General features: G+C 63.0%; 17 protein-coding genes and 1 tRNA gene. 3 read left to right on the top strand and 15 right to left on the bottom strand.

Annotated elements, in window-relative coordinates:
* Positions 1-4 precede the first annotated feature (4 nt).
* Both AC5ZG5_RS38960 and clpS read right to left on the bottom strand, forming a co-directional pair.
* Positions 5-763: a hypothetical protein gene (locus tag AC5ZG5_RS38960; RefSeq protein ID WP_456644799.1), complete on the bottom strand. Its 759-nt coding sequence runs from the start codon at positions 761-763 to the stop codon at positions 5-7.
* A gap of 99 nt (positions 764-862) precedes the next feature.
* Positions 863-1168 (bottom strand): ATP-dependent Clp protease adapter ClpS, encoded by a 306-nt coding sequence (clpS, locus tag AC5ZG5_RS38955; RefSeq protein ID WP_028168298.1) that lies wholly within the window; start codon positions 1166-1168, stop codon positions 863-865.
* 267 nt (positions 1169-1435) lie between these two features.
* On the opposite strand from clpS, the gene AC5ZG5_RS38950 reads away from it, so the two are divergent.
* Entirely contained in the window at positions 1436-2287 is an 852-nt protein-coding gene (locus AC5ZG5_RS38950) for a DUF1194 domain-containing protein (RefSeq protein WP_130227358.1), read from the top strand.
* A gap of 191 nt (positions 2288-2478) precedes the next feature.
* Here AC5ZG5_RS38950 and AC5ZG5_RS38945 read toward each other — a convergent pair whose 3' ends face one another.
* The 12 genes from AC5ZG5_RS38945 to AC5ZG5_RS38890 all read right to left on the bottom strand — a co-directional run bounded on the left by AC5ZG5_RS38945 (position 2479) and on the right by AC5ZG5_RS38890 (position 16945).
* Entirely contained in the window at positions 2479-3573 is a 1095-nt protein-coding gene (locus AC5ZG5_RS38945) for an Acg family FMN-binding oxidoreductase (RefSeq protein WP_456644800.1), read from the bottom strand.
* Between the two features lie 315 nt (positions 3574-3888).
* On the bottom strand, positions 3889-5133 hold the full coding sequence (locus AC5ZG5_RS38940; protein ID WP_456644801.1) for a class I SAM-dependent RNA methyltransferase: 1245 nt from the start codon (positions 5131-5133) through the stop codon (positions 3889-3891).
* On the bottom strand, positions 5126-5878 hold the full coding sequence (locus AC5ZG5_RS38935) for a TlyA family RNA methyltransferase (RefSeq protein ID WP_028168302.1): 753 nt from the start codon (positions 5876-5878) through the stop codon (positions 5126-5128). The genes AC5ZG5_RS38940 and AC5ZG5_RS38935 overlap by 8 nt, the downstream gene beginning before the upstream one ends.
* On the bottom strand, positions 5875-6444 hold the full coding sequence (locus AC5ZG5_RS38930; RefSeq protein WP_456644802.1) for a nucleoside 2-deoxyribosyltransferase: 570 nt from the start codon (positions 6442-6444) through the stop codon (positions 5875-5877). Before AC5ZG5_RS38930 ends, AC5ZG5_RS38935 begins: the two co-directional genes overlap by 4 nt.
* Positions 6445-6470: 26 nt before the next feature.
* Positions 6471-8396 (bottom strand): 1-deoxy-D-xylulose-5-phosphate synthase, encoded by a 1926-nt coding sequence (gene dxs, locus AC5ZG5_RS38925; protein WP_130227722.1) that lies wholly within the window; start codon positions 8394-8396, stop codon positions 6471-6473.
* Positions 8397-8752: 356 nt separating this feature from the next.
* On the bottom strand, positions 8753-10051 hold the full coding sequence (locus AC5ZG5_RS38920) for a hypothetical protein (RefSeq protein ID WP_456644803.1): 1299 nt from the start codon (positions 10049-10051) through the stop codon (positions 8753-8755).
* Between the two features lie 178 nt (positions 10052-10229).
* Entirely contained in the window at positions 10230-10499 is a 270-nt protein-coding gene (locus tag AC5ZG5_RS38915; RefSeq protein WP_456644804.1) for an exodeoxyribonuclease VII small subunit, read from the bottom strand.
* Positions 10500-10587: 88 nt separating this feature from the next.
* Complete coding sequence (locus AC5ZG5_RS38910; RefSeq protein WP_130227725.1) at positions 10588-11514, bottom strand: histone deacetylase family protein; 927 nt, start codon at positions 11512-11514, stop codon at positions 10588-10590.
* Positions 11515-11712: 198 nt separating this feature from the next.
* A complete protein-coding gene (locus AC5ZG5_RS38905) occupies positions 11713-13377 on the bottom strand; it encodes a bifunctional metallophosphatase/5'-nucleotidase (RefSeq protein WP_456644805.1) in 1665 nt (554 codons plus the stop codon).
* 46 nt (positions 13378-13423) lie between these two features.
* Positions 13424-14185 (bottom strand): enoyl-CoA hydratase-related protein, encoded by a 762-nt coding sequence (locus AC5ZG5_RS38900; protein ID WP_456644806.1) that lies wholly within the window; start codon positions 14183-14185, stop codon positions 13424-13426.
* A gap of 170 nt (positions 14186-14355) precedes the next feature.
* A complete protein-coding gene (locus AC5ZG5_RS38895; protein WP_456644807.1) occupies positions 14356-14919 on the bottom strand; it encodes a DinB family protein in 564 nt (187 codons plus the stop codon).
* 244 nt (positions 14920-15163) lie between these two features.
* Positions 15164-16945, bottom strand: a complete 1782-nt coding sequence (locus tag AC5ZG5_RS38890) for an acyl-CoA dehydrogenase family protein (protein WP_456644808.1) — start codon at positions 16943-16945, stop codon at positions 15164-15166.
* Between the two features lie 178 nt (positions 16946-17123).
* Between AC5ZG5_RS38890 and AC5ZG5_RS38885 the strand changes: the two genes are divergently transcribed.
* Positions 17124-17198: transfer RNA gene (locus AC5ZG5_RS38885), tRNA-Gln, on the top strand.
* A gap of 287 nt (positions 17199-17485) precedes the next feature.
* On the opposite strand, the gene AC5ZG5_RS38880 is transcribed toward AC5ZG5_RS38885, so the two are convergent.
* Positions 17486-18706 carry a hypothetical protein gene (locus AC5ZG5_RS38880; protein WP_130227728.1) on the bottom strand — a complete coding sequence of 407 codons (1221 nt, stop codon included), beginning with the start codon at positions 18704-18706 and terminating at the stop codon, positions 17486-17488.
* 887 nt (positions 18707-19593) lie between these two features.
* On the opposite strand from AC5ZG5_RS38880, the gene AC5ZG5_RS38875 reads away from it, so the two are divergent.
* Positions 19594-19965: an RlpA-like double-psi beta-barrel domain-containing protein gene (locus AC5ZG5_RS38875; protein WP_456644809.1), complete on the top strand. Its 372-nt coding sequence runs from the start codon at positions 19594-19596 to the stop codon at positions 19963-19965.
* Positions 19966-20089 lie beyond the last annotated feature (124 nt).

Below are 20089 nucleotides of genomic sequence, written 5' to 3'. Positions count from 1 at the left end.
ACCCCTAGTCGTGGACATAGGACTGCTTCAGGCCGTAGGTCAGGATCAACAGTGTCACCCACAACCGCAGCATTGCGAAGCTGAAGATGAATACGAAATAGACGAGATTCTTGACGAACTGACTGGACGTGGAGGTCTGCCAGAAAACCACAATCGCACTGCGGACCAAGCCCTGGCCAAAGCTCAGACCTAGATTGACCACCCCAAGAGCTATCACGGCGGCCCCCAGCCAGAACCACCGCCTTGCAAGCTCGCCAGCGGCTTCGAAGAATGCCACCCGACCGCCGTTTTGCTCGGCACCGACAACCATCAGAAGTGTCACGGCGCCGACTGCGGCGCTCCAGAATTTTCCTATGACGGTGAACTGATCGAAGGCCATGCCGTCGATTCCCGCCAGCATATGGGGCGCCAGGGATCCGTAGCCGGCCGCCGCAAGCGCGGCTGCTGCCGCGATCATCAACAGCGCTATCCGACACGCGATCGCGAGCGACAATTTGAATTGCTCCGCGATCCCAAGCTCGCCGAGGCTGCTTTGGCCACCGGTCATCTCGATGCAGCGTTGAGCTGCTACGAGAACGGCGTGAATGACGGCAAGGTTGGCGATGATGATTGCAGGCAGAGCAACTCCGCCGCCGCCGAAGGCAATGACCCGCATCGCCGCGGCCAGTATCAGCCATGGCAGCGCGAGAATAACAAATCGATACGGCCCGAACGAGATGTCCGGAAGGGAGGCCTGCCGTTGCTTGCGGAATGCGACCGTCATGAACGCGATCATGCCAGCAAAAACTGAACCGTCGGTCGCACCGGCAGCTAAAATTGGCAGGAAATCCGGTTACCAGAACCTTTCGGGTCTCGTCGCGGCCTATTCCTCTGGCTCGGTCGTAAACAGCAGCGGATAGCCCTTGGCGCGGCCGGCGTCGGTGGCGCGGGTCGCCTTTGTCTCGGCGACGTCCTTGGTGAAGACCGCAACCACGCAGACGCCGCGCTGGTGTGCGGTGAGCATCACCTTATAGGCTTGGTCCTCGGTCATGCGGAATTCCGCCTTCAGCACGGTGACGACGAATTCGCGCGGCGTGTAATCGTCGTTGATCAGGATGACCTTGTGCAGGCGCGGCCGTTCTACCTTGGTCTTGACCTTGGTTTTGGGGGTGGTGACGGTGTCGCTCATGGTGCGGCACTTCCTGCTGCTCTGCGAACCCGAAATAATATCGCCTTCCTGGCGATCCCGGAACCGGGGGTTTTTGCACGGGCTCCTTGCAGGAGCGGGATAATCGCGGGCAAGCGACAAAACCTCGCCAAAATCGGGGCGAGTACAAGGCGAGACTAGCAGAGCTGGACGGAAGGCTAACCTGAATGTGAAGGACAAATGATGTTCGCCCTTTGCGCCGCGCAGTTTGCGTGTCACCATTGTTGACGTTCGACGGGAGGGCAGCTCATGCGCTGGTATGTCTCGATCGGGGTTGTGCTTGTCGCCGGCTGGCTCGTCGGCGGCGACGGGGCCGGCATCGCCGCGCCGGGGCCGGGCAACCAGGGCACCCGCCAGGTGGTGGAGAAGGACGCGAACCCCACCGTCGATGTCGAACTGATACTTGCCGTCGACGTCTCCTATTCCATGGACATGGACGAACTCGCGATCCAGCGCGAGGGCTACGCGCAGGCAATCGTATCGAAGGAGTTCCTGCAGGCACTCAAGGCCGGCCCGAACGGCAAGATCTCGGTGACCTATTTCGAATGGGCCGCTTCCTCTGATCAGAAGATCATCATTCCCTGGCGGCTGATCGACGGCCCGGAAACGGCCGACGCTGTTGCCGCCGAGATCATGAAGACGCCGATCCGCCGGGCGTCGCGGACCTCGATCTCGGGTGCGATCAATTTTGCGGTGCCGCTGTTCGACGAAGATCCCTATCGCGGCCTCAGGCGCGTGATCGACATTTCCGGCGACGGTCCCAACAATAACGGCGCACCGGTCTCGACCGCGCGCGACGCGGCGCTGGAGAAGGGCATCGTCATCAACGGCCTGCCGATCATGGTGAAGGAGCCGTCTTATTCCACCATGGATATCGACAATCTCGATCAGTATTACGAGGACTGCGTGATCGGCGGTCCAGGCTCCTTCGTGGTGACGATCAAGGAGCGCGAGAAGTTCAAAGAAGCGATCCGCACCAAGCTGCTGATGGAGGTCGCCGGCCACACGCCCGAGCGCAAGATCGTGCCGGTGGCCGAAAAGGAGCCGCGCGTGAGCTGCATGATCGGGGAAAAGATCTGGCAGGACAGGTGGGGAAGGTAGCGTCCTTTCCTTCTCCCCTTGTGGGAGAAGGTGGCGCGCATGCAATGCGCGCCGAGGGGTTCTCTCCACGAGCGACCGTCCTCGTGGAGTGAACCCCTCACCCAAGCGATTTCGTCGCCAGCAGTGGAGCAGCCCTCTCCCACAAGGGGCGAGGGCACATCAACCGGCACCTCCAAACCGGCAGGCGTCCGCTACGACACCTCGCGCATCACCTGTTCCGGTGCCCGGCGCAGCGAGTTCGGCAGAGCGGGCCCTGTGCCGAAGCGCATGATGATGTCCGGGCGCCGACCGCCAAGATCCAGGAGCGAGGCGAATTGCGAGCGGATCGCGGGCACCTCGACCGGTTGGTTGACGAACGCATATTTCAGTCCGAGCGCGGTCGCCTGCAGTCCGAAACGCTGGCAGGCGCGGCCGACTGCGATCCAGTGGGCCTTGTCGCCGGCATCAGATGCAAGGACGACGACACCCGCCGAGCTTGCGATCTGCTCGCGATACTTCTTGTTCTCTGCCTCTTCGGTGAGGAAGAAGCTGAGAAGCGGCCGGGCAATCCACGCGGGCAGCGCGGGATTTCCAGAGCAGCGCGAGAACAGTCCGTCCATCTTCGCCATGGCGTCGGCTTCGCTGAATCGCAGCCAGCGTCGCAGTTCGTCGATGAACGCCTTGTCGCGCATCTGTGCCGAGTTAGCCTGAACAACGTAGTCGGTGACGTCCAGGATCCCATCCCGGTCGCTTATCATGATGGCCGAGACGCCAGGCTCCCGACATGCGCTCTCCAGCAAGCGCAGCGTCTCGGGTGAAACGGGCTTGCCGTCATAGATCGTGCGGGTGCTCTGGCGAACCGTGATCGCCTCGGCGAGCGGCGAGCTCAAGGAGCGGGCTGCTTCCAGATCAATCACGATCCGGTCGCCCTCGACAACCGCATTCGCCTTCAGCCCGAGCATCGACGCTGCCAGCACGAGGTTTTCCGCGGCACATCCCAGACTGACGAAGAGATGGTGGTCGTCCGGATCGACCGCGGGACATCTGCGCGTGTAGTCCGGCGTGATGACGATCCTGTCGGCGCTCGCGGTGAAGGTCCAGGGCTGAGTGTTGTGGCTGTTGGCCGCGAGGCTGGCAAAGCGCACCAGTTCTCGGTTTCGCGGCGTGGACCGCAACGGCGCTCTGGCGATGCCGGCCGCCTCCTCATACGTCATTGCTGCTGCTCCTGCCTGCGACGACAAGCCTATGATCGCCGCCGCGCCAAGCCCAAGCGCGGTTCCGAACATCTGTCGTCTATCGATGAGCATCGACCGCTTCCAACCAAGTTTTGCACGGAAGCAGTTAGCGCAAGCGGGAGCCGGAGCCGTTGACCAAGGTCAAAGCCTGTCGTCTTACTACGCGCTCGAAGACGCCGCGGCATCCTTCCCTTCTCCCCTTGTGGGAGAAGGTGGCGCGGACGAAGTCCGCGACGGATGAGGGGTTCTCTCCACGGACTCCTGTGCTCGTGGAGAGAACCCCTCACCCTAGTGAGTTCGCTGCTGGCGACTGAGCAGCCCTCTCCCACAAGGGGCGAGGGCACATCAACTGGCACCGCCAAGCGTGATGCTATTTGGCTACGGCGGTCAGCGCTTGCGCGTAAATCGCGCCACCAGCTCGACGTGCGGTGTGTGGCGGAACTGGTCGACAGGTGTGACGCCTTCGATCCTGTAGCCACCGTCGATCAGGATCTTGGCATCGCGGGCGAAGGTCGCTGCGTTGCAGGACACGGCCACGACGGTGGGCACCTTGCTTGCGGCAAGCTGGGTTGCCTGCGCCTGCGCGCCCTGACGTGACGGATCGAACACGACTGCGTCGTAGTCGCGCAATTCCTGCGGCACCAGCGGGCGGCGGAACAGGTCGCGTGGCTCGGCTTTGACCGGCTTCAAGCCCGCCGTCGAGGTCGCGGCCTTCTGCAGGCTCGTGACAGCGCCGGCGTCGCTATCGAAGGCGGCGACCCGCGATTTCGTCGCGAGGCGCAGGGCGAACGGGCCGACGCCGCAGAAGAGATCGGCGATGTGCTTGGCGCGCTGGCAGTGATCGCTGACGAGCCGCGCCAGCGTCTCTTCGCCGGCGATGGTCGCTTGCAGGAACGAGCCCGGCGGCAGAATCACCTGGGCCGTTCCGATCATCACCGCGGGAGGGGCGCGCATCAGCACCAACTCGCCATGCCGCGTCAGCCGCGCCAGGCGATGCTGTTCGGCGATGCGTGACAGGGCGGCGATCATGGTCGAGGGCAGGGCGCCCGAGCCGCGGACGTCGACGTCGAGGCCATTGAGGGTTGCAGTCACCTGGATGTCGAGCGGCTTGCCCATCGCTATCAACGGCTCGGCGATCGCCCAGGCGGCGTCGAGCGCGCCGCTGAGACCCGGATCGAGGATCGGACAACGAGCGACGGGGATGATGTCGTGGGAACTTGCTGCGGCGAAGCCGACCTTGAGCACCTCGTGCGTGCCCATCCGCGCGTGAAGCGTGATGCGGCGGCGCCCGAGGCCGTGGGCGTCGATCAACGGGGCGACCTCGGCCGCAACCTTGGCCTGCGCCAGCGCCTCGACGACGAGCTCGCGCTTCCAGGCCTGGTAGCTTTCATGATCCCAATGCTGGATCGCGCAGCCGCCGCAGACGCCGAAATGCGGGCAGAACGGCGCGATGCGTTCGGGACTGGCACGCTCGACCTGGAGCAATCGACGCCGGTCGGGATGGCCGGGAACGCTAGCCGCCTCGATCGTCTCGCCGGCGAGCGCATAAGGCACATAGATCGCCTGGCCGTTCTCCATCGCGACGCCGTCGCCGCGATGGCCGACATGATCGATCATCAGCCGTTCAGCCACGGCGCGCGCCGAGGAAGAATTCGATGTTGCCGTCGCCGCCGGTGATCGGGGACGGAAAGACCTGGATATCGGTGCAGCCCTGGGCAGCGGCAAAGGCCGCGATGTCGTCGCAGATTTCCTGATGCACCATCGCGTTGCGGATGATGCCATGCTTCAAATGCTTTCGCTGCGCCTCGAATTGCGGCTTGATCAGCGCGAGCAGGTGCATCGGCGCTGCCGCGAGCGACAACGCGACCGGCAACACCAACTTCAGCGAGATGAAGCTGACGTCGATGACGACGACGTCCGGCCGCGCCGGCAGGCGCTTGCCCTCGAACGAGCGGATATCGGTCTCTTCCATCGACACGACCCTGGGGTGGCCCTGCAGCGAAGGATGCAATTGGCCGTGCCCGACGTCGATGGCAAACACCAGGCTGGCGCCATTGGCGAGCAGCACCTCGGTGAAGCCGCCGGTCGAGGCGCCGACGTCGAGGCAGACGTGACCTTCGATGTCTACAGGATATTGTTCCAGCGCCCCGGCCAGCTTCACGCCGCCGCGCGAAACATAGGGGTGCGCGGGCTCCGCCGACAGCGTCGCATCGGACGCAAGCGTATCGGAGGGTTTCGCTACCTGTTTGCCGTCCGCGATCACGAGCCCGGCTTCGATCGCGGCGCGCGCCCGCGCCCGGCTCTCGAACAGGCCGCGCTCAACCAGCAGCACATCCGCGCGCTTGCGCGGGGCATGCTCGCTTTCGCTTTTCTTCATCGGCTTCGACCCGTCTTTCGCCCGTGGTCTGCGGCAAGGCGGACGCAGGCCTCGAAGCAGGTGAGGTCGTGCCAGATATCCGCAGGTGCAGCCTTCGGCGTCACGAGCGGGCAGCCGTGCAGGTCGAGGGCGTGCATCATCATCAGATTGTCGGGCAAGCCAAACTCTTCCACAGTGAGGCCGTGTCCATCGGCAAGGCGGCCGTCGGGCAACGTCGTCACTTCATATAGGCGCGCCACGCGAGTTGCATATGACGCGGGGTCGTTGGAATAGCCGAAGCACAATTTGCCGCGCCCCGCCATGTAGCCGAGCTCATAGACGGTGCCTGCGTCGGCACTGGGGCCACGAAACGGCGTCAAATTGGCGATGACGGCATCGGCTGCCTCCATCATCGCCTCGTTGCCCTTGAAGATGATGAGGGAAGCGTCTAGCGCCGACAGATCGACCGCGTTGTCGAGCGGATAGAGGCCACTTAAGCCGTGACGCGCGCAAAGCTCGGCCTTGCGCCGTCCGATCTCGATTGCATCCCGCAGGAACACGTCGGGACCTGCCAGATAGATCTTCATCGCGGAATCCGCAGGCAAGCCTGAGGTCAGGCGAGCTTGACGGTCTCGGTCTTGAAATCCTTGCCGAGGGTCTCGAACACCTTGGCGACGATGCTCTTGGCGTCGAGGCCTGCCTGCGCATACATCGCCGCCGGCGTGTCGTGATCGAGGAACACGTCGGGCAGCACCATCGAACGCATGCGCAGACCGCCGTCGAGCATGCCGTGCTCGGCGAGGAGCTGCATCACATGCGAGCCGAAACCGCCGATCGAGCCTTCCTCGATGGCGATCAGGATTTCGTGGTCGCGCGCGAGCTTCAGGATCATCTCTTCGTCGAGCGGCTTCATGAAGCGCGCATCTGCGATCGTGGCGGAGAGGCCATGCGCCGCCAGCTCGTCGGCGGCCTTCTCGCATTCGGCGAGGCGGGTGCCGAAGGAGAGCAGGGCGACCTTCTTGCCTTGGCGGATGATGCGGCCCTTGCCGATCTCAAGGGGGATGCCGACTTCGGGCATTTCGACGCCGCGGCCTTCGCCGCGCGGATAGCGCACCGCGCTCGGGCGGTCGTTGATCGCCACCTGCGTTGCGACCATGTGCACGAGCTCCGCTTCGTCAGAGGCCGCCATGATGACGAAGTTCGGCAGGCAGCCGAGATAGGCGTTGTCGAACGAGCCGGCATGGGTGGCGCCGTCGGCGCCGACCAGGCCGGCGCGGTCGATCGCGAAGCGGACCGGCAGGCTCTGGATCGCGACGTCATGGACCACCTGGTCATAGCCGCGCTGCAGGAAGGTCGAGTAGATCGCGCAGAACGGCTTGTAGCCCTCGGCGGCAAGGCCGGCCGCGAAGGTCACGGCATGCTGCTCGGCGATGCCGACGTCAAACGTTCGGTTCGGGAACGCCTTGTTGAAGATGTCGATGCCGGTGCCGGACGGCATCGCGGCGGTGATGCCAACGATCTTGTCGTCCTTCTGGGCTTCCTTGACGAGGCTCTGACCGAACACGTTCTGGTAGGCCGGCGCATTCGGCTTGGCCTTGGTCTGGGTGCCGGTGGCGACGTCGAACTTGACCACGGCGTGATACTTGTCGGCGGAGGCTTCTGCCGGGCCGTAGCCCTTACCCTTCTGCGTCACGACGTGGACCAGGATCGGGCCGGTATCCATGTCGCGGACGTTCTTCAGGACCGGCAGCAGGTGGTCGAGGTTATGGCCGTCGATCGGACCGACATAATAGAAGCCGAGTTCCTCGAACAGCGTGCCACCGTCCATCATGAAGCCGCGGGAATATTCTTCGACGCGGTTGGCGCGGTTGGCCAGCACCTTCGGCAGATGCTTGTTGATCTGCTTTGCCGCCTCGCGCAGCGAGCGGTAGGTCTTGCCCGAATAGAGCCGCGACAGATAGGCGCTCATCGCACCGACCGGCGGGGCGATCGACATGTCGTTGTCATTCAGGATCACGATCAGGCGCGAATTCATGGCGCCGGCATTGTTCATGGCCTCATAGGCCATGCCTGCCGACATCGCGCCGTCGCCGATCACGGCGATCACGTTGTTGGTGCCGCCGGAGAGATCGCGCGCCACCGCCATGCCGAGCCCGGCGGAGATCGAGGTCGAGGAATGGGCGGCGCCGAACGGATCGTAGTCGCTCTCGCTGCGCTTGGTGAATCCGGACAGGCCGCCGCCGGTGCGGAGCGTGCGGATGCGGTCGCGCCGGCCGGTCAGGATCTTGTGCGGATAGGCCTGGTGGCCCACGTCCCAGATCAGCCGGTCGCGCGGGGTGTCGAAGACATAGTGGATCGCGGTGGTCAGCTCGACCACGCCGAGCCCGGCGCCGAAGTGGCCGCCCGTCACGGAAACCGCGTCGATGGTTTCCTGCCGAAGCTCATCGGCGACCTGCCGTACCTGCTCCACCTTGAGCCGGCGCAGGTCGTCGGGCGTGCGGATTGTGTCGAGAAGCGGCGTCTTACTGTATGTGGTCACAGCGATATTCCAGTTCTTGAGGTCAGGGCCAGCGGCCCGACCGGAGATGGGGGCGCATCGATTGCGCCGTGAGAGTCCAGACGCCAGTTGCCGCCTTGGCAGGCCGGCGCCTGATTTGAAAGCCTAGATGCACTCCGGATCGAACCACGTGATATGCATCACGCTGGTAACTGCACCCGTCCCGGTCATTTTTTCAGCCCTTTAAGAGGTATCCGCTGCCGCCAAATCTGCGGCAAGCTGCCCCCAAACAGCCATAGAACGGCAAGCTTTACACCAAAGCCGACGACAAAGCCAAGCCGCCCAGCGGCTGGGTTCCCGGGGGAGCCCAAGCGGGGGAATTGAAAAGTCTAGGGTTTTTAACCGTGCCGGCGGGCGGAAGGTTCCAGCGCAAGCAAATTCCCGCCAGGCGTTGCCTCCGCGCCGCACATCTCGATCTGGCGCCAGGCCTGCTCGCGGGCAGCCGGATTGCCGGTCGCAACCTCCAGGGCAGCCTCCGGAAACGCCATCCGCTCCTTCAGCGGCACCGGACCGCACACGATCATGAAAAAATCGTAAGGATGCGGGCGTTGATTGGCCATCACGAACTGAAAATGCACCCGGAAGAACTGCCAGCGGAAGGTATTATAGTGCTCCGGCTTCACGATGTCGCGGAAGCGGACCGGCACAATGGTCGGATTGCGCCTGGTATCGCCGAGTTCGATGCCGTGGCTCGAGATCGGATCGAACTGGTAGAAGTTCATCACGTCCTTGCGGGCCTGGCAGTCGATCCATTCGATCGAGGGTTCCAGCGCCAATTGCCGCAAATGGTCACGAAAATCCTGCGATACCTTGTGAAAGCCGACAATCGGAAGATTGCCGCCAATGGTGAACAGCACCACGCGAGGGCCGTGGCGGCCCAATGACGGGTCGAGCCTCAGCGCCCGCGCCAGGATCTCGGTCCCTAAGAACGATCCCGAGCTGTGGCCGACCAGCACGATCTCGTCGGCATCGCTGCTGCGCGCGATGTTGACGAGGTGCCGTGCAAAACGGTCGATGCGCTCGTCCCACTCCGGACGCCGTCGATGCGAGAACTCCCAGGTCCAGATCGTGTCCGACAGGAGATAGAGCACGTAAGTGTTGTTCTCGGTGTATTTCAGCATGGTGCCGAGCACGGCCACGAAGATCGCGGTTGCCGCGGCAACACTGAAGAGATCGGGGACGCCGATCGCACTAAGCCCCTTTTCGAACACGAACGCGACTGCCGCAGCGCACAACGCTTCCAGCAGCAGCACGACGTGCGGATAGGTGATGAACGCCGTGAAACGCCAGTTCGCCCGCGTGAACCGGGCGATCGTGCCGGTGAAGACCAGCCCCCAGTAGATCCAGAGGGCATGAAACACGGTGCGCCAGATCGGCGCGGCGAGGTCGCGCTGGATGAAATCCTCGAACCGCAGGAAATCGTAGGACGTGCGGGTCTGCCAGTCGGCCGCCTTGGTCTCGATGGTCCAGGACGCGATCTCGTCGTCGTCGGCAACCTTCGGCCGGCTCATGGTGGCCGATAACCGGTAGAGACGGCTGAATTTCCGCAGTTCGGTCCTGAACATGCGGTAGTATTGCGCAAGGCCGCGCGGATCGTATCCCTGGATATAAATGATATGGCGGTGCCGAACGCGCACTTACTGTCCCCAGATGAGATCGGGACTATAGCAGCCAGCGCGATGCGCCAAGAGCTATTTCGGCCGACTCTGGGGAAGACCGGCAGATTCGCCTGAACCTGCTGCACGATTGCGACGCCACGTCGCGGTTAGATCATGATCCGATCAGACGGCACCGATCCATTTCTCGGATCATGCTCTATTGCAAGTCGAGCGGCTCGGTTCCCGTGGCTTGGCCGCTGGCGTCGGTCGTGATCTTGTCGACGCGCGCTTCGGCCTGCCGCAGCAGTTCCTCGCAGCGGCGCTTCAGCGCCTCGCCGCGTTCATAAATCGCGACCGATTCCTCAAGTGGCACCTTGCCGTCCTCAAGCCGTTTGACGATCGATTCAAGTTCCTCCATCGCGCGTTCGAAGGAGAGCTTCTTGACGTCGACCTTGTTGTTTTCGACTTGAGTGGTGTTTTCTGCCATTTACTCGCGTTCCCATTCGCGTTTTTCGGCTGCGCCGTTCCCAGTGCAGAATCAAAGCAATTCTCTGCGGAAGTAATGTGGCGCCGATTTACACGCCCATCAATGCGGTGACATGCGCGGCCACCGACTCTTTCAATCCCTGCAGATCATAGCCGCCTTCGAGCACGGAAACCACCCGTCCGCCGGCGTGCCGATCGGCGAGATCCAGAAGCTTGTGCGTCACCCAGCCGAAGTCGTCGGCCCTCAGGTTGAGCGAGGCGAGCGGATCGCGGTAGTGCGCATCGAAGCCGGCGGAGATGATGACGAGCTCGGGGCCGAATTTTTCCAATTGCGGCAGGATCAAATTGTCGAACGCCGAGCGGAATTGCGCACCGCCATCTTCGGGCGCGAGCGGTGCGTTGACGATGGTGTCGTGCTCGCCCCGCTCGCCGCGGCCGCCGGTGCCCGGAAACAGCGGCATCTGGTGCGTCGAGCAATACATCACGGTCGGATCGGCCCAGAAGATATCCTGGGTGCCGTTGCCATGATGAACATCGAAATCAACCACGGCGACGCGGCCGATGCCGAACTTGCGCTGGGCGTGGCGCGCGGCAATCGCGGCATTGTCGAAGAAGCAGAAGCCCATGGGACGGCTGGCTTCGGCATGGTGGCCGGGCGGCCGAACCGCGACGAAAGCATTCGGATGCTCGCCCGACATCACCGCATCGGTAGCCGCAACGGCGCCGCCGACGCCGCGCATCACCGCTTCCCAGGTGCCCGGCGACATCGAGGTGTCGCCATCGATGTAAACCAGGCCGGAGGTCGGAGCGATGTGGCGGAGCTCGCCGACATAAAGCTCGCCATGGCAGAGCATGACGGAATCGAGGCCGCCTTCCGGCGCTTCACCGCGTGCGAGCGGTGCGAACCGCTCTTCACCGAGCACCTCGGCGACCGCACGCAACCGGTCGGGGCGTTCGGGGTGGCCTGATGGTGTCAGGTGGTCGAGGCAGGCGGAATGCGTCAGAAGAAGGGTCATGCAGGTTTCCAGCGCATTCGCTGCGCGTTCTTGCGAGTAAGCCTCTATTTAGGCGCTTGGCGCCCACCGCGAAAGCCCTCTGTGGCTTTCGTAGCCCGGGTGGAGCGCAGCGCAACCCGGGAAACCCGTGCGATTTGCCGTGTGCTGATCGAAGATCCCGGGTTGCGCTTCGCTCCACCCGGGCTACGGGCCTGTGGGTCAGTTGATCCGCTGGATCCGGTTGCCGGGCGCGGGCCCAACCGGGCTGTTCGCCTGGAAATAGGCCTGGAGCGCATCGACATCATAGGGGCCGGTCAGCGGCGCCTGACCTTCTTTCAGGACCGTGAAGCCATCGCCGCCGAGCGACAGGAAATTGTTGACCGTCACCCGATAGGTCGCGGCGGGGTCGATCGGGACGCCGTTCAGCGTCATCTTCTCGGCGATGATGCGCTCGCCGTCACTCTTGTTCGCATCCCAGGCGTAAGCGAACCCCTTCGACACCTGCAGGATCCGCGGACGCTTCGGGTCAAGCCATTGTTGCTCGAGCGTGTCCTTGATCTGCTTGCCGGTGAGCGTCAGCGTGATGAGCTGGTTGCGGAACGGCTGGCTCGAGAACAGGTCGGCATAGGTGACGGCGCCGTCCTCTCTCCGCGCAATATCGGTGCGGACGCCGCCCGGATTGGTGAAGGCGATCACGGCGCCGCCTTTTTCCGGCGCCGACGTCGCGGCGAGCTGGGCGTCAGCAATGATGTCACCGAGCGCGCTTTCGCCTGCCTGGTTCGGCACGCGCGACAGCGTTTCCGTTACCGAGCCTGCCGGACGGTTGGCGATCGGTGCGGCCAGCCGGTCATAGGCCTCGATCAGCGCGCTCTGGCTCGCGTCCTTGGCCAGCGTCTGGCTGCGGACGATGGTGTTCTCGGCCTTGGCGCTGATCACGTCGCGGGTCTTGGGATCGAGCTTGAGGTCGATCGCGGTGACGAGCGTGCCGTATTTGTCGCCGGAAGTGACGAGCCGGCCGTCGATGTCGCAGACATAGGCCTGGTGGGTGTGGCCGGAGATCACGACGTCGACCGCGCGATCAAACCTCTTCACGATGTCGACGATCGGGCCGGAGATGGAGGGGCATTCGTTGTAGTCACCGGTCGGCAGGCCGCCTTCATGGATCAGGACCACGATCGCCTCGACGCCGCGCGCCTTCAGTTCCGGAACGAGCGCATTCACCGTCTCGGCTTCATCGCGGAATTCGAGGCCGGCGGCGCTCGCCGGCGAGATGATGTTCGGCGTGCCCCTCAGCGTCAGCCCGATGAACGCGACCGGGATGCCCTCGAATTGCCTGATCTCGTAGGGCGGAAACACGGTCTTGCCGGAGGCCTTCTCGAAGGTGCTCGCGGCGAGATAGTGGAATTTGGCGCCGGGGAAGGGATGAGGACCGCGGCACTTCTCGGTCGGACGGCAGCCGCCGTTCTGCATCCGCCGCAGTTCGTCCATGCCCTCGTCGAATTCGTGGTTGCCGACGGAGGCGACCTCGAGCCCCATCATCGACAGCGACTCGATGGTCGGCTCGTCATGGAACATCGCCGACAAAAACGGGCTCGCGCCGATCAGGTCGCCGGCGGCGACGAAGATCGTGTTCTTGTGTCCCTCGCGGAGCTGGCGCACCAACGTCGCCATGTGCTCGGCGCCGCCGGCGGGCACGACGATCTTCTTCGCTTTGTCGTCGGGATCGCTGATCCGGATGCCGCCCGGCGGCGGCCGCAAATAGCCGTGGAAATCGTTGATCGCGAGGATGCGCAGATCGACGGGCGAGGCGGTTTGGGCCTGGCAAGGGGCGAGGGCAAATCCAGCCATCAGCGCCAGCGCTGCAAGGATGTGATGGGTTCTCATGGGGTGAATATGGAGAGGCGCGGCAACGATTTTGCGACGTTCCGGTTCAATTCTGCTTGCGCGCAAAGAATGCCTTGAAGGCAGAGACTGCTTCCTTGGAGCGCATCCGCTCGCTGAACAGATGAGCCTCCTGGTCGATGCGGCGGGTCATATCTTCCGGCGGGAGTTTGATCAGCTTGCGGGCGATTGCGACCGCGTCGGCCGGCAGCGCGCAGATCTCGCGCGCCACTTTCCGCGCTTCCGTTTCGGTATGGCCCGGAGCCACCACCGCGTTGACGAAGCCGGCGATTCGGGCGTCGTGGGCGTCCATGGTGCGGCCCATCACCAGCATCTCGAAGGCGCGCTGGTGCCCCATCGTGCGCGGCATCAACAGGCTCGAGGCGCCCTCGGGCACCAGCCCCAGATGGATGAACGGCGTTGAGAAGGTCGCCGTGCTGCTGGCGAGCACGTAGTCGCAGTGGAACAGCATGGTGGTGCCGATGCCGATCGCGACTCCGTCGACGGCGGCGATAACCGGCTTCACGTTGTGCGCCAGCGAGTAGAGGAACTTGACCGCGGCGGCGGTGCGCACCGCGTCGGGATTGGCAGTGGCCTGCTTCAGGAAATCCTCGACATCATGGCCCCCGGTGAACACGCCGGAGCCGCCGGTGATGATGAGGCAACGGATATTCGGATTGTTCTGCGCGGTGTCGATCGCATCGCTCATCGCGCGATACATCTCCTCGGTGATCGCGTTCTTCTTCTCGGGCCGACGCATCGTGATCACGCGCGTTGCGGCTTCGTCTGATACGATGAGGTGCCCGGTCATCAAGCGGTCCCTTGCGGAGGCGGCGCCATTGCCGCCGGCGAACACCTCGCTATCCTACATGATCTCCGCCCGGCTCCCAATGTCCCTCACGGCTTTCCCACGCCCTTGTCATTCCGGGGTGCGTCAGGATCACGCAGGCGCGGAATGTATCGGGCGGCCGGAGCCGACGATCACGATCGCCACACGGTATCCTCGGTCCAACCAAGGCTCGCAAACTCGGCGGCCCTGAGGGGGGCTTCTCCGGCTGAAAAGAACTCGTCGAGCTGAGGTGGCTTGATCGCCGTTCCAGACAGCATCGCGTGCGCCTGGCCGCGATGGTGGATCTGGTGCTGGAAGAGATGCATGAGGAGGCGGTCACAGCGTTCGGTCTGTACGAACGTGTCGCGATTGACCCGCACGATCTCGTTGAGCAGCTCGGGCGTCAGGCCGTCACAGATCGCAATCAAGCGCTTGTCGACGATCGCTTGAGCGCGCTTCAGCTCCGCAACGGTTCGACATGGCACCTCGTTTTCCCAGGCCCGCGGTCCCAGCCATCCGCCTTCGAGCGCGTCAACGTAGAACAGATCGATGACGTAGACGTGGTTCAAGGTCCGCTGCAGGCTGGGAAAGAAACCCGTCCGCTCGGCCGCAAAATCCTCCTGGCTGAGATTTTTGCAGGCCGTGAGCAGCCGATAATTGGCCCACGCGTTGTTGTAGGCGAAAGCGCGATAGGTCTGAACAAATCCGGTGGGCACGTTTGTTCCCTCACTTGAGGCATCGCCTGGAAGGACTCGTATGCGAACGCGATTATACTGCGTTCTGCGTCCGCCCCACAGCAGGTCAATCGGAAGCGACATCCGTGCTCACGCCCGTCATTCCGGGATGGGTGCGCAGCACCCAGGCCCGGAATCCATCGGGCCACAGGCACAGGCGGAGAAATGGATTCCGGGTTCACGCTTCGCGCGCCCCGGAATGACAGAAAAAATGCGGATGCGCCGCTTACCCCAGCAACACCGCGTCTGCGCCGTTGGTGGCATCGGCGCTGTCGGTCACCGTCTTCTCGAGCGATGGTGCCTGGACGGTGACGTTCTCGGCGAAGAAGCGGGCCAGCGCGATATAGCGCTGCGGATCGCCGGCCTCGTCGCCGCTTTTCACGGCGAGCGCTTCGCCGGCCAGCATGCAGCCGCCGAGCGTCACGCCGAACAGGCGCAGGTAGGGCGTGGCGCCGGCAAGCGCATCGTTCGGCGCCGAGGCGAGGCGCTCGAGCAACCAGCGGCTGCTGCGTTCGAGGGCGCCGAGCGCATCGCGCAATTTGGCGCCGGTGGTGCCGAACGCGGGATCGTTGGAAGCTTCCACCTGCTTGACGATGGCGGAGAGCTCTTCCAGCAGCGCCCAGACCGAGGCGCCACCATTGGCCGCGAGCTTGCGGGTGACGAGGTCGATCGACTGGATGCCGTTGGTGCCCTCATAGATCGCGGTGATGCGTGCGTCGCGATAGTGCTGGGCCGCGCCGGTCTCCTCGATGAAGCCCATGCCGCCATGAACCTGCACGCCGAGATAGGCGACCTCGTTGCCGATGTCGGTGGAGAAGGCTTTCGCGATCGGCGTCAGCAGAGCGCCGCGCGCGGCCGCATCGCTGCGCACCTTCGGATCCTGCGCGCGCGTCGAAATGTCGAGTGCGACCGCAGTCGCATAGCAGATCGCGCGCGCGGCTGCCGTCATGGCGCGCATCTGCATCAGCATGCGCTTGACGTCGGGATGCGCGATGATCGGATCCGAGCCCTCGCCCTTCCTGCCGACGGCGCGGCCCTGGCGGCGTTCCTGGGCATAGGCGAGCGCCTGCTGGTAGGCGCGGTCGGCAAGGCCGACGCCTTCGAGGCCGACCGCGAGCCGGGCCTGATTCATCATCGTGAACATGCATCGCATGCCCTGGTTCTCTTCGCCGATCAGATAGCCGATGGCGCCGCCATGGTCGCCCATGGTCATGGTGCAGGTCGGGGAGGCGTGCATGCCGAGCTTGTGCTCGACGCCGGAGGGATAGATGTCGTTGCGTGCGCCGAGCGAGCCGTCGGGATTGACCAGGAATTTCGGGATCAGGAACAGCGAGATGCCCTTGGTGCCCGCGGGCGCATCTGGCAGGCGGGCCAGCACGAAATGAACGATATTGTCGGTCATGTCGTGATCGCCGTAGGTGATGAAGATCTTGGTGCCCTTGATGCGGTAGGTGCCGTCATCGGCGCGGTCGGCGCGGGTGCGCAGCGCGCCGACATCGGAGCCCGCCTGCGGCTCGGTGAGCTGCATCGTGCCGGTCCACTCGCCGGAGACGAGCTTGGCAAGGTAGATTGTCTTCAACTCTTCGCTGCCATGGGCGTCCAGCGCCTCGATCGCGGAGAGCGTGAGCAGCGGGCAGAGGCCGAACGCCGAATTCGACGCGCTCCAGATCTCGGTGCAGGCGGCATTGATCACGAGCGGCAAGCCTTGGCCGCCGAAGGCTTCCGGGCCCGACACCGCGTTCCAGCCCGCGGCCGCCCAGCGCTGATAGGCGTCGGGCCAGCCCGGCGCGGTCGTCACCTTGCCGTCCGCGAGCTTGACGCCGTTCTGGTCGCCAATGCGGTTGAGCGGCGCCAGCACGTCGCTTGCGAACTTGCCGGCTTCCTCCAGCACCGGCTGGGCGATGTCGCCGTCGAAATCGCCGTAATGGCCGGCGGCGAGGGCGGCCTTCAGTCCAGCACCATGGTTAAGGGCGAGCAGGATGTCGTCGATCGGCGCGCGGTAGGTCATGGCGTTACTCCCCGAGGGAACATTGGCGTCGTCTTCCCACGAAACCATGCTTCCCTCAACCGTCCGGATCACCGAATTGAGGGGGAGAAACAGTTGAAATGGTCCGACTCCCTCTGTAGACCGGCGTTGCCAGACCGAGGGGGCTGCGGCTATGTTCCGCGCCTTCCGGACCTGACATTGGGGCGTAGCCAAGCGGTAAGGCAGCGGATTTTGATTCCGCCATTCGGAGGTTCGATCCCTCCCGCCCCAGCCAATGCCAACGCGCTGATTTTGTTATGAAAACGGCCTCGCTCAAGACAGAATTTCCAGCGCATTTGGAAATTCCGTTTCCCTCGCATTTGGAAATTCTGTGCTGGCTTCGTTTTTGTGTCGAAGGCTGATGAAAGTCGTCGCCCGTTGAACGTCGCTAGACTTATCGAAATGCGAATTGAGCGGATGATGCTGTCTGCGCGTTGCAAGCTTCCGACCCCTGCCGTCGCGTGCGGGATCGACAGTTGCAGAACCCCGCAGCCTATTGCAGCGTTCAACGAAACGCGAAGTCTATCTTTGAGATCGGACGCTAGTCTTCGAAATTGGGGAGGTCTGCATTTCGTCTCGAGGTGATGCTGCTCCATCAGCGTTCTGCTGATCCAACTCCTTCTGCGCCAAGAGATGTGCATGCCGCTTACGGGTCGCAGCCAACGCTCGCATCATCGTTTCCTTGGCATAGCCGCGATAGGCCTGTGCGGTCTTGTGGCCCGAGAGCGCACGACCCTGGCCGTCCGTCAGCTCCGCTTCCTCGAGTTCGGTCATGCCGCCGTGTCGACAGGCATCAAGCGTGAACAGCTTTGACACGCCGTCGATCTTCTTGCGCATCTGCTGCACCACTTTTTCCATGCCGGGGTAGGACCACACTTTGGCATCGCCCTTGCGTTCACCCTTTTGGATCCGACGCATGATCATCGGGACGCCGAGCTTGGGCAGATGGCTCAAAACGTCTTCCGCTTCGGCGTAAAACTTGACGGTGTCTCCGTCGAGAGTCTCTTCGAGCGGATGCCAGACCAACGCCTTGTTCTTGTGGTGCTCAATGCGCACAGCGTGTGGCCAGTTTTTGCTGCGATAGTCGGGCCAAGTCAAAAACCCGGCCACCACGTTCTCCGGCCGTTGCAGCCATTCAAAACAGATCACCGCGACCGCCGCGGGTTCAGGCCGCCCTTCTTTGATGCAGCCCCATGCAAATTTATAGACCTCTTCTCGAGTGACCGCGTGCTTCTTGGTCTTGGTGCGGCTCTTGAGGGTGAAATCGTCCCAGGGGTTCGGGTGCTTCTTATCGAACAGCTCCGGGTGCAGCCGACGCATGATCCGCCATACTTTTCGGCAGAGCCCGACCACCTTTTCTCCCTGCCGCAGTCTGATGCCGTTCGGGCCGTTGATGATTTTGTCGTAGATCTTATCGGCGGCTCGTGGCGTAACTTCCATGATCTGCCGCTCGCCGATCCGCCGTCCGCTCTTACCGACGGTGTCGCAGATCATTTGCATGATCCGTTCGTAGTCGGGGCGCGACCGAGCTGAGACCTTCTCAGTATACGCCTTCTCCGTCTTGTATTGTCGGAACAGCCAATCGATCGTGCCATAGCGCGCGATCTTTCCCTGCTCGCCCGGCTGCCCTCTGCGCTGGTTGTTCCATTCATCGAACAAAGCATTGAGTGTGGCGGCGCGTCCGCCTTTTCCGTCGTCGCCGCATGCAGTTGCGTAGCTCGTCCCAAGTGGCTCATTCGCCATCTCGCAGCCGAGTTTCCTGTAATGTGTGGGGATGCGGAAGTAGAATGCGGTCGACCCGCGGGTAAGCCGCCGTACCTCCACGAAGCGTGGAAGTGGGCGCTCCAACGTCACAAATCCTCGGCGAGGTCGCCCGGCACGATGTCCGGCGCAATAGCTCGGTCCAAATCGTCTCTCAACCACAGCTGACGCCTCCCTTCTTTCACACGTGGTCGAGGATACTCCTTACCGACTCGTTTGAGAAAGGCTTCTACAGTTGTTTCGCCGCAATACCCGGCTGCGATTGCGGCTGGCATACGACGAGGCCAAGAGCCTGCAGGAATAATGGCAGAACGTGGCATTGCGATCGGTCTAAGCGCGAGCTGGTGGAGGCGGCTTCAGCCGTGTGGTGTGCCGGGGCATCATGCAGACCGCCCCAACGCTTGAAACCGCGACAGCAGCGAGATCGCGCGAGAACGTAGAAGATCGTACGAAAGGGATGCGTTGACCGCAGTCGCGGTCGCAGAGAGGCTGAGCGCTATTGGCCGAGGCATTCCGCCCTAGTTCCGGTTGTAAGCTAGTTCTCGATTTTGCGGACTCTTAATCAGCGGGTCCCAGGTCGAGCCCTGGTGCGCCCACCAAGTTCTTCAAGGACTTACCGTCGTAAACCGTTTGAGACCCCTCTCCATTTCGAAGTACGAAATGTCAGGACTGAAGTGGCGGAGGAAGAGGGATTCGAACTGGCGGTACACTCGGTCGACGCGTGGTGACTCAGCGGCCGTCCCGGTCAAAAAGAAGCCGCTTGTCGAACCGCCTTGTCCTGCCGATCACATTGTCGGGAGTGGACGTCCGGCAGGATCCAAAAAAATCGTTGGAAAAACCGTTTTAGTTCGGCCGTGAATCCAAGCGACATGACCGCAGCGCACCGTTCCAGACTGTTCGGCTCTCAAGTGACGGTCACCTCACGTTCGACCCGCCGAAGCGTTACAGTTCGAATAAATGACCGAGGCCCATTTGTGAAGGGACGGTGGATAGATCCTATCGAATGGAGCGGCCCGTGTGCTTGGCATGGATGGGACTGCAGTAGTTTCTCCACTGAGGCAGAAATGAGCACGAGTGGCTTCGGGTTGGTGCTCGCTCAACAGCTGATCACTTTGACCGGTGTTCGACCGACACTGGAAGTACCAAGGTCCCGCGGTCAGATGCAAAGCGATCGAGCTCTGGATAGACCTAGTGTTGGCTTCTTACCCGATGCCGACCTTAGCTCTCCCGTCCGAGGCTAAGTGTTGCGTAACTGATCGATCAGTGCGCGTGCTCTCTTTAGATCATTGGTCGCGAAACCTTCACTGAATTTGTTGTAGACCGATGATAGAAGCTGTTCCGCCGCGGCAGGCTTGTCCCGACCAC

It is taken from the genome of Bradyrhizobium sp. Ses1, from assembly GCF_059512365.1.
This window is presented reverse-complemented; position numbering and strand designations above follow the sequence as displayed.

What these genes read in the sequence shown, in the direction of transcription:
- AC5ZG5_RS38945 (WP_456644800.1), bottom strand. Translation starts at nt 3,573, where the DNA reads ATGCTCATCGATAGACGACAGATGTTCGGAACCGCGCTTGGGCTTGGC.
- AC5ZG5_RS38910 (WP_130227725.1), bottom strand. Translation starts at nt 11,514, where the DNA reads ATGACCCTTCTTCTGACGCATTCCGCCTGCCTCGACCACCTGACACCA.
- AC5ZG5_RS38875 (WP_456644809.1), top strand. Translation starts at nt 19,594, where the DNA reads ATGACCGCAGCGCACCGTTCCAGACTGTTCGGCTCTCAAGTGACGGTC.
- clpS (WP_028168298.1), bottom strand. Translation starts at nt 1,168, where the DNA reads ATGAGCGACACCGTCACCACCCCCAAAACCAAGGTCAAGACCAAGGTA.
- AC5ZG5_RS38880 (WP_130227728.1), bottom strand. Translation starts at nt 18,706, where the DNA reads ATGGCGAATGAGCCACTTGGGACGAGCTACGCAACTGCATGCGGCGAC.
- AC5ZG5_RS38890 (WP_456644808.1), bottom strand. Translation starts at nt 16,945, where the DNA reads ATGACCTACCGCGCGCCGATCGACGACATCCTGCTCGCCCTTAACCAT.
- AC5ZG5_RS38900 (WP_456644806.1), bottom strand. Translation starts at nt 14,185, where the DNA reads ATGACCGGGCACCTCATCGTATCAGACGAAGCCGCAACGCGCGTGATC.
- AC5ZG5_RS38915 (WP_456644804.1), bottom strand. Translation starts at nt 10,499, where the DNA reads ATGGCAGAAAACACCACTCAAGTCGAAAACAACAAGGTCGACGTCAAG.
- AC5ZG5_RS38905 (WP_456644805.1), bottom strand. Translation starts at nt 13,377, where the DNA reads ATGAGAACCCATCACATCCTTGCAGCGCTGGCGCTGATGGCTGGATTT.
- AC5ZG5_RS38960 (WP_456644799.1), bottom strand. Translation starts at nt 763, where the DNA reads ATGACGGTCGCATTCCGCAAGCAACGGCAGGCCTCCCTTCCGGACATC.
- AC5ZG5_RS38930 (WP_456644802.1), bottom strand. Translation starts at nt 6,444, where the DNA reads ATGAAGATCTATCTGGCAGGTCCCGACGTGTTCCTGCGGGATGCAATC.
- AC5ZG5_RS38935 (WP_028168302.1), bottom strand. Translation starts at nt 5,878, where the DNA reads ATGAAGAAAAGCGAAAGCGAGCATGCCCCGCGCAAGCGCGCGGATGTG.
- AC5ZG5_RS38950 (WP_130227358.1), top strand. Translation starts at nt 1,436, where the DNA reads ATGCGCTGGTATGTCTCGATCGGGGTTGTGCTTGTCGCCGGCTGGCTC.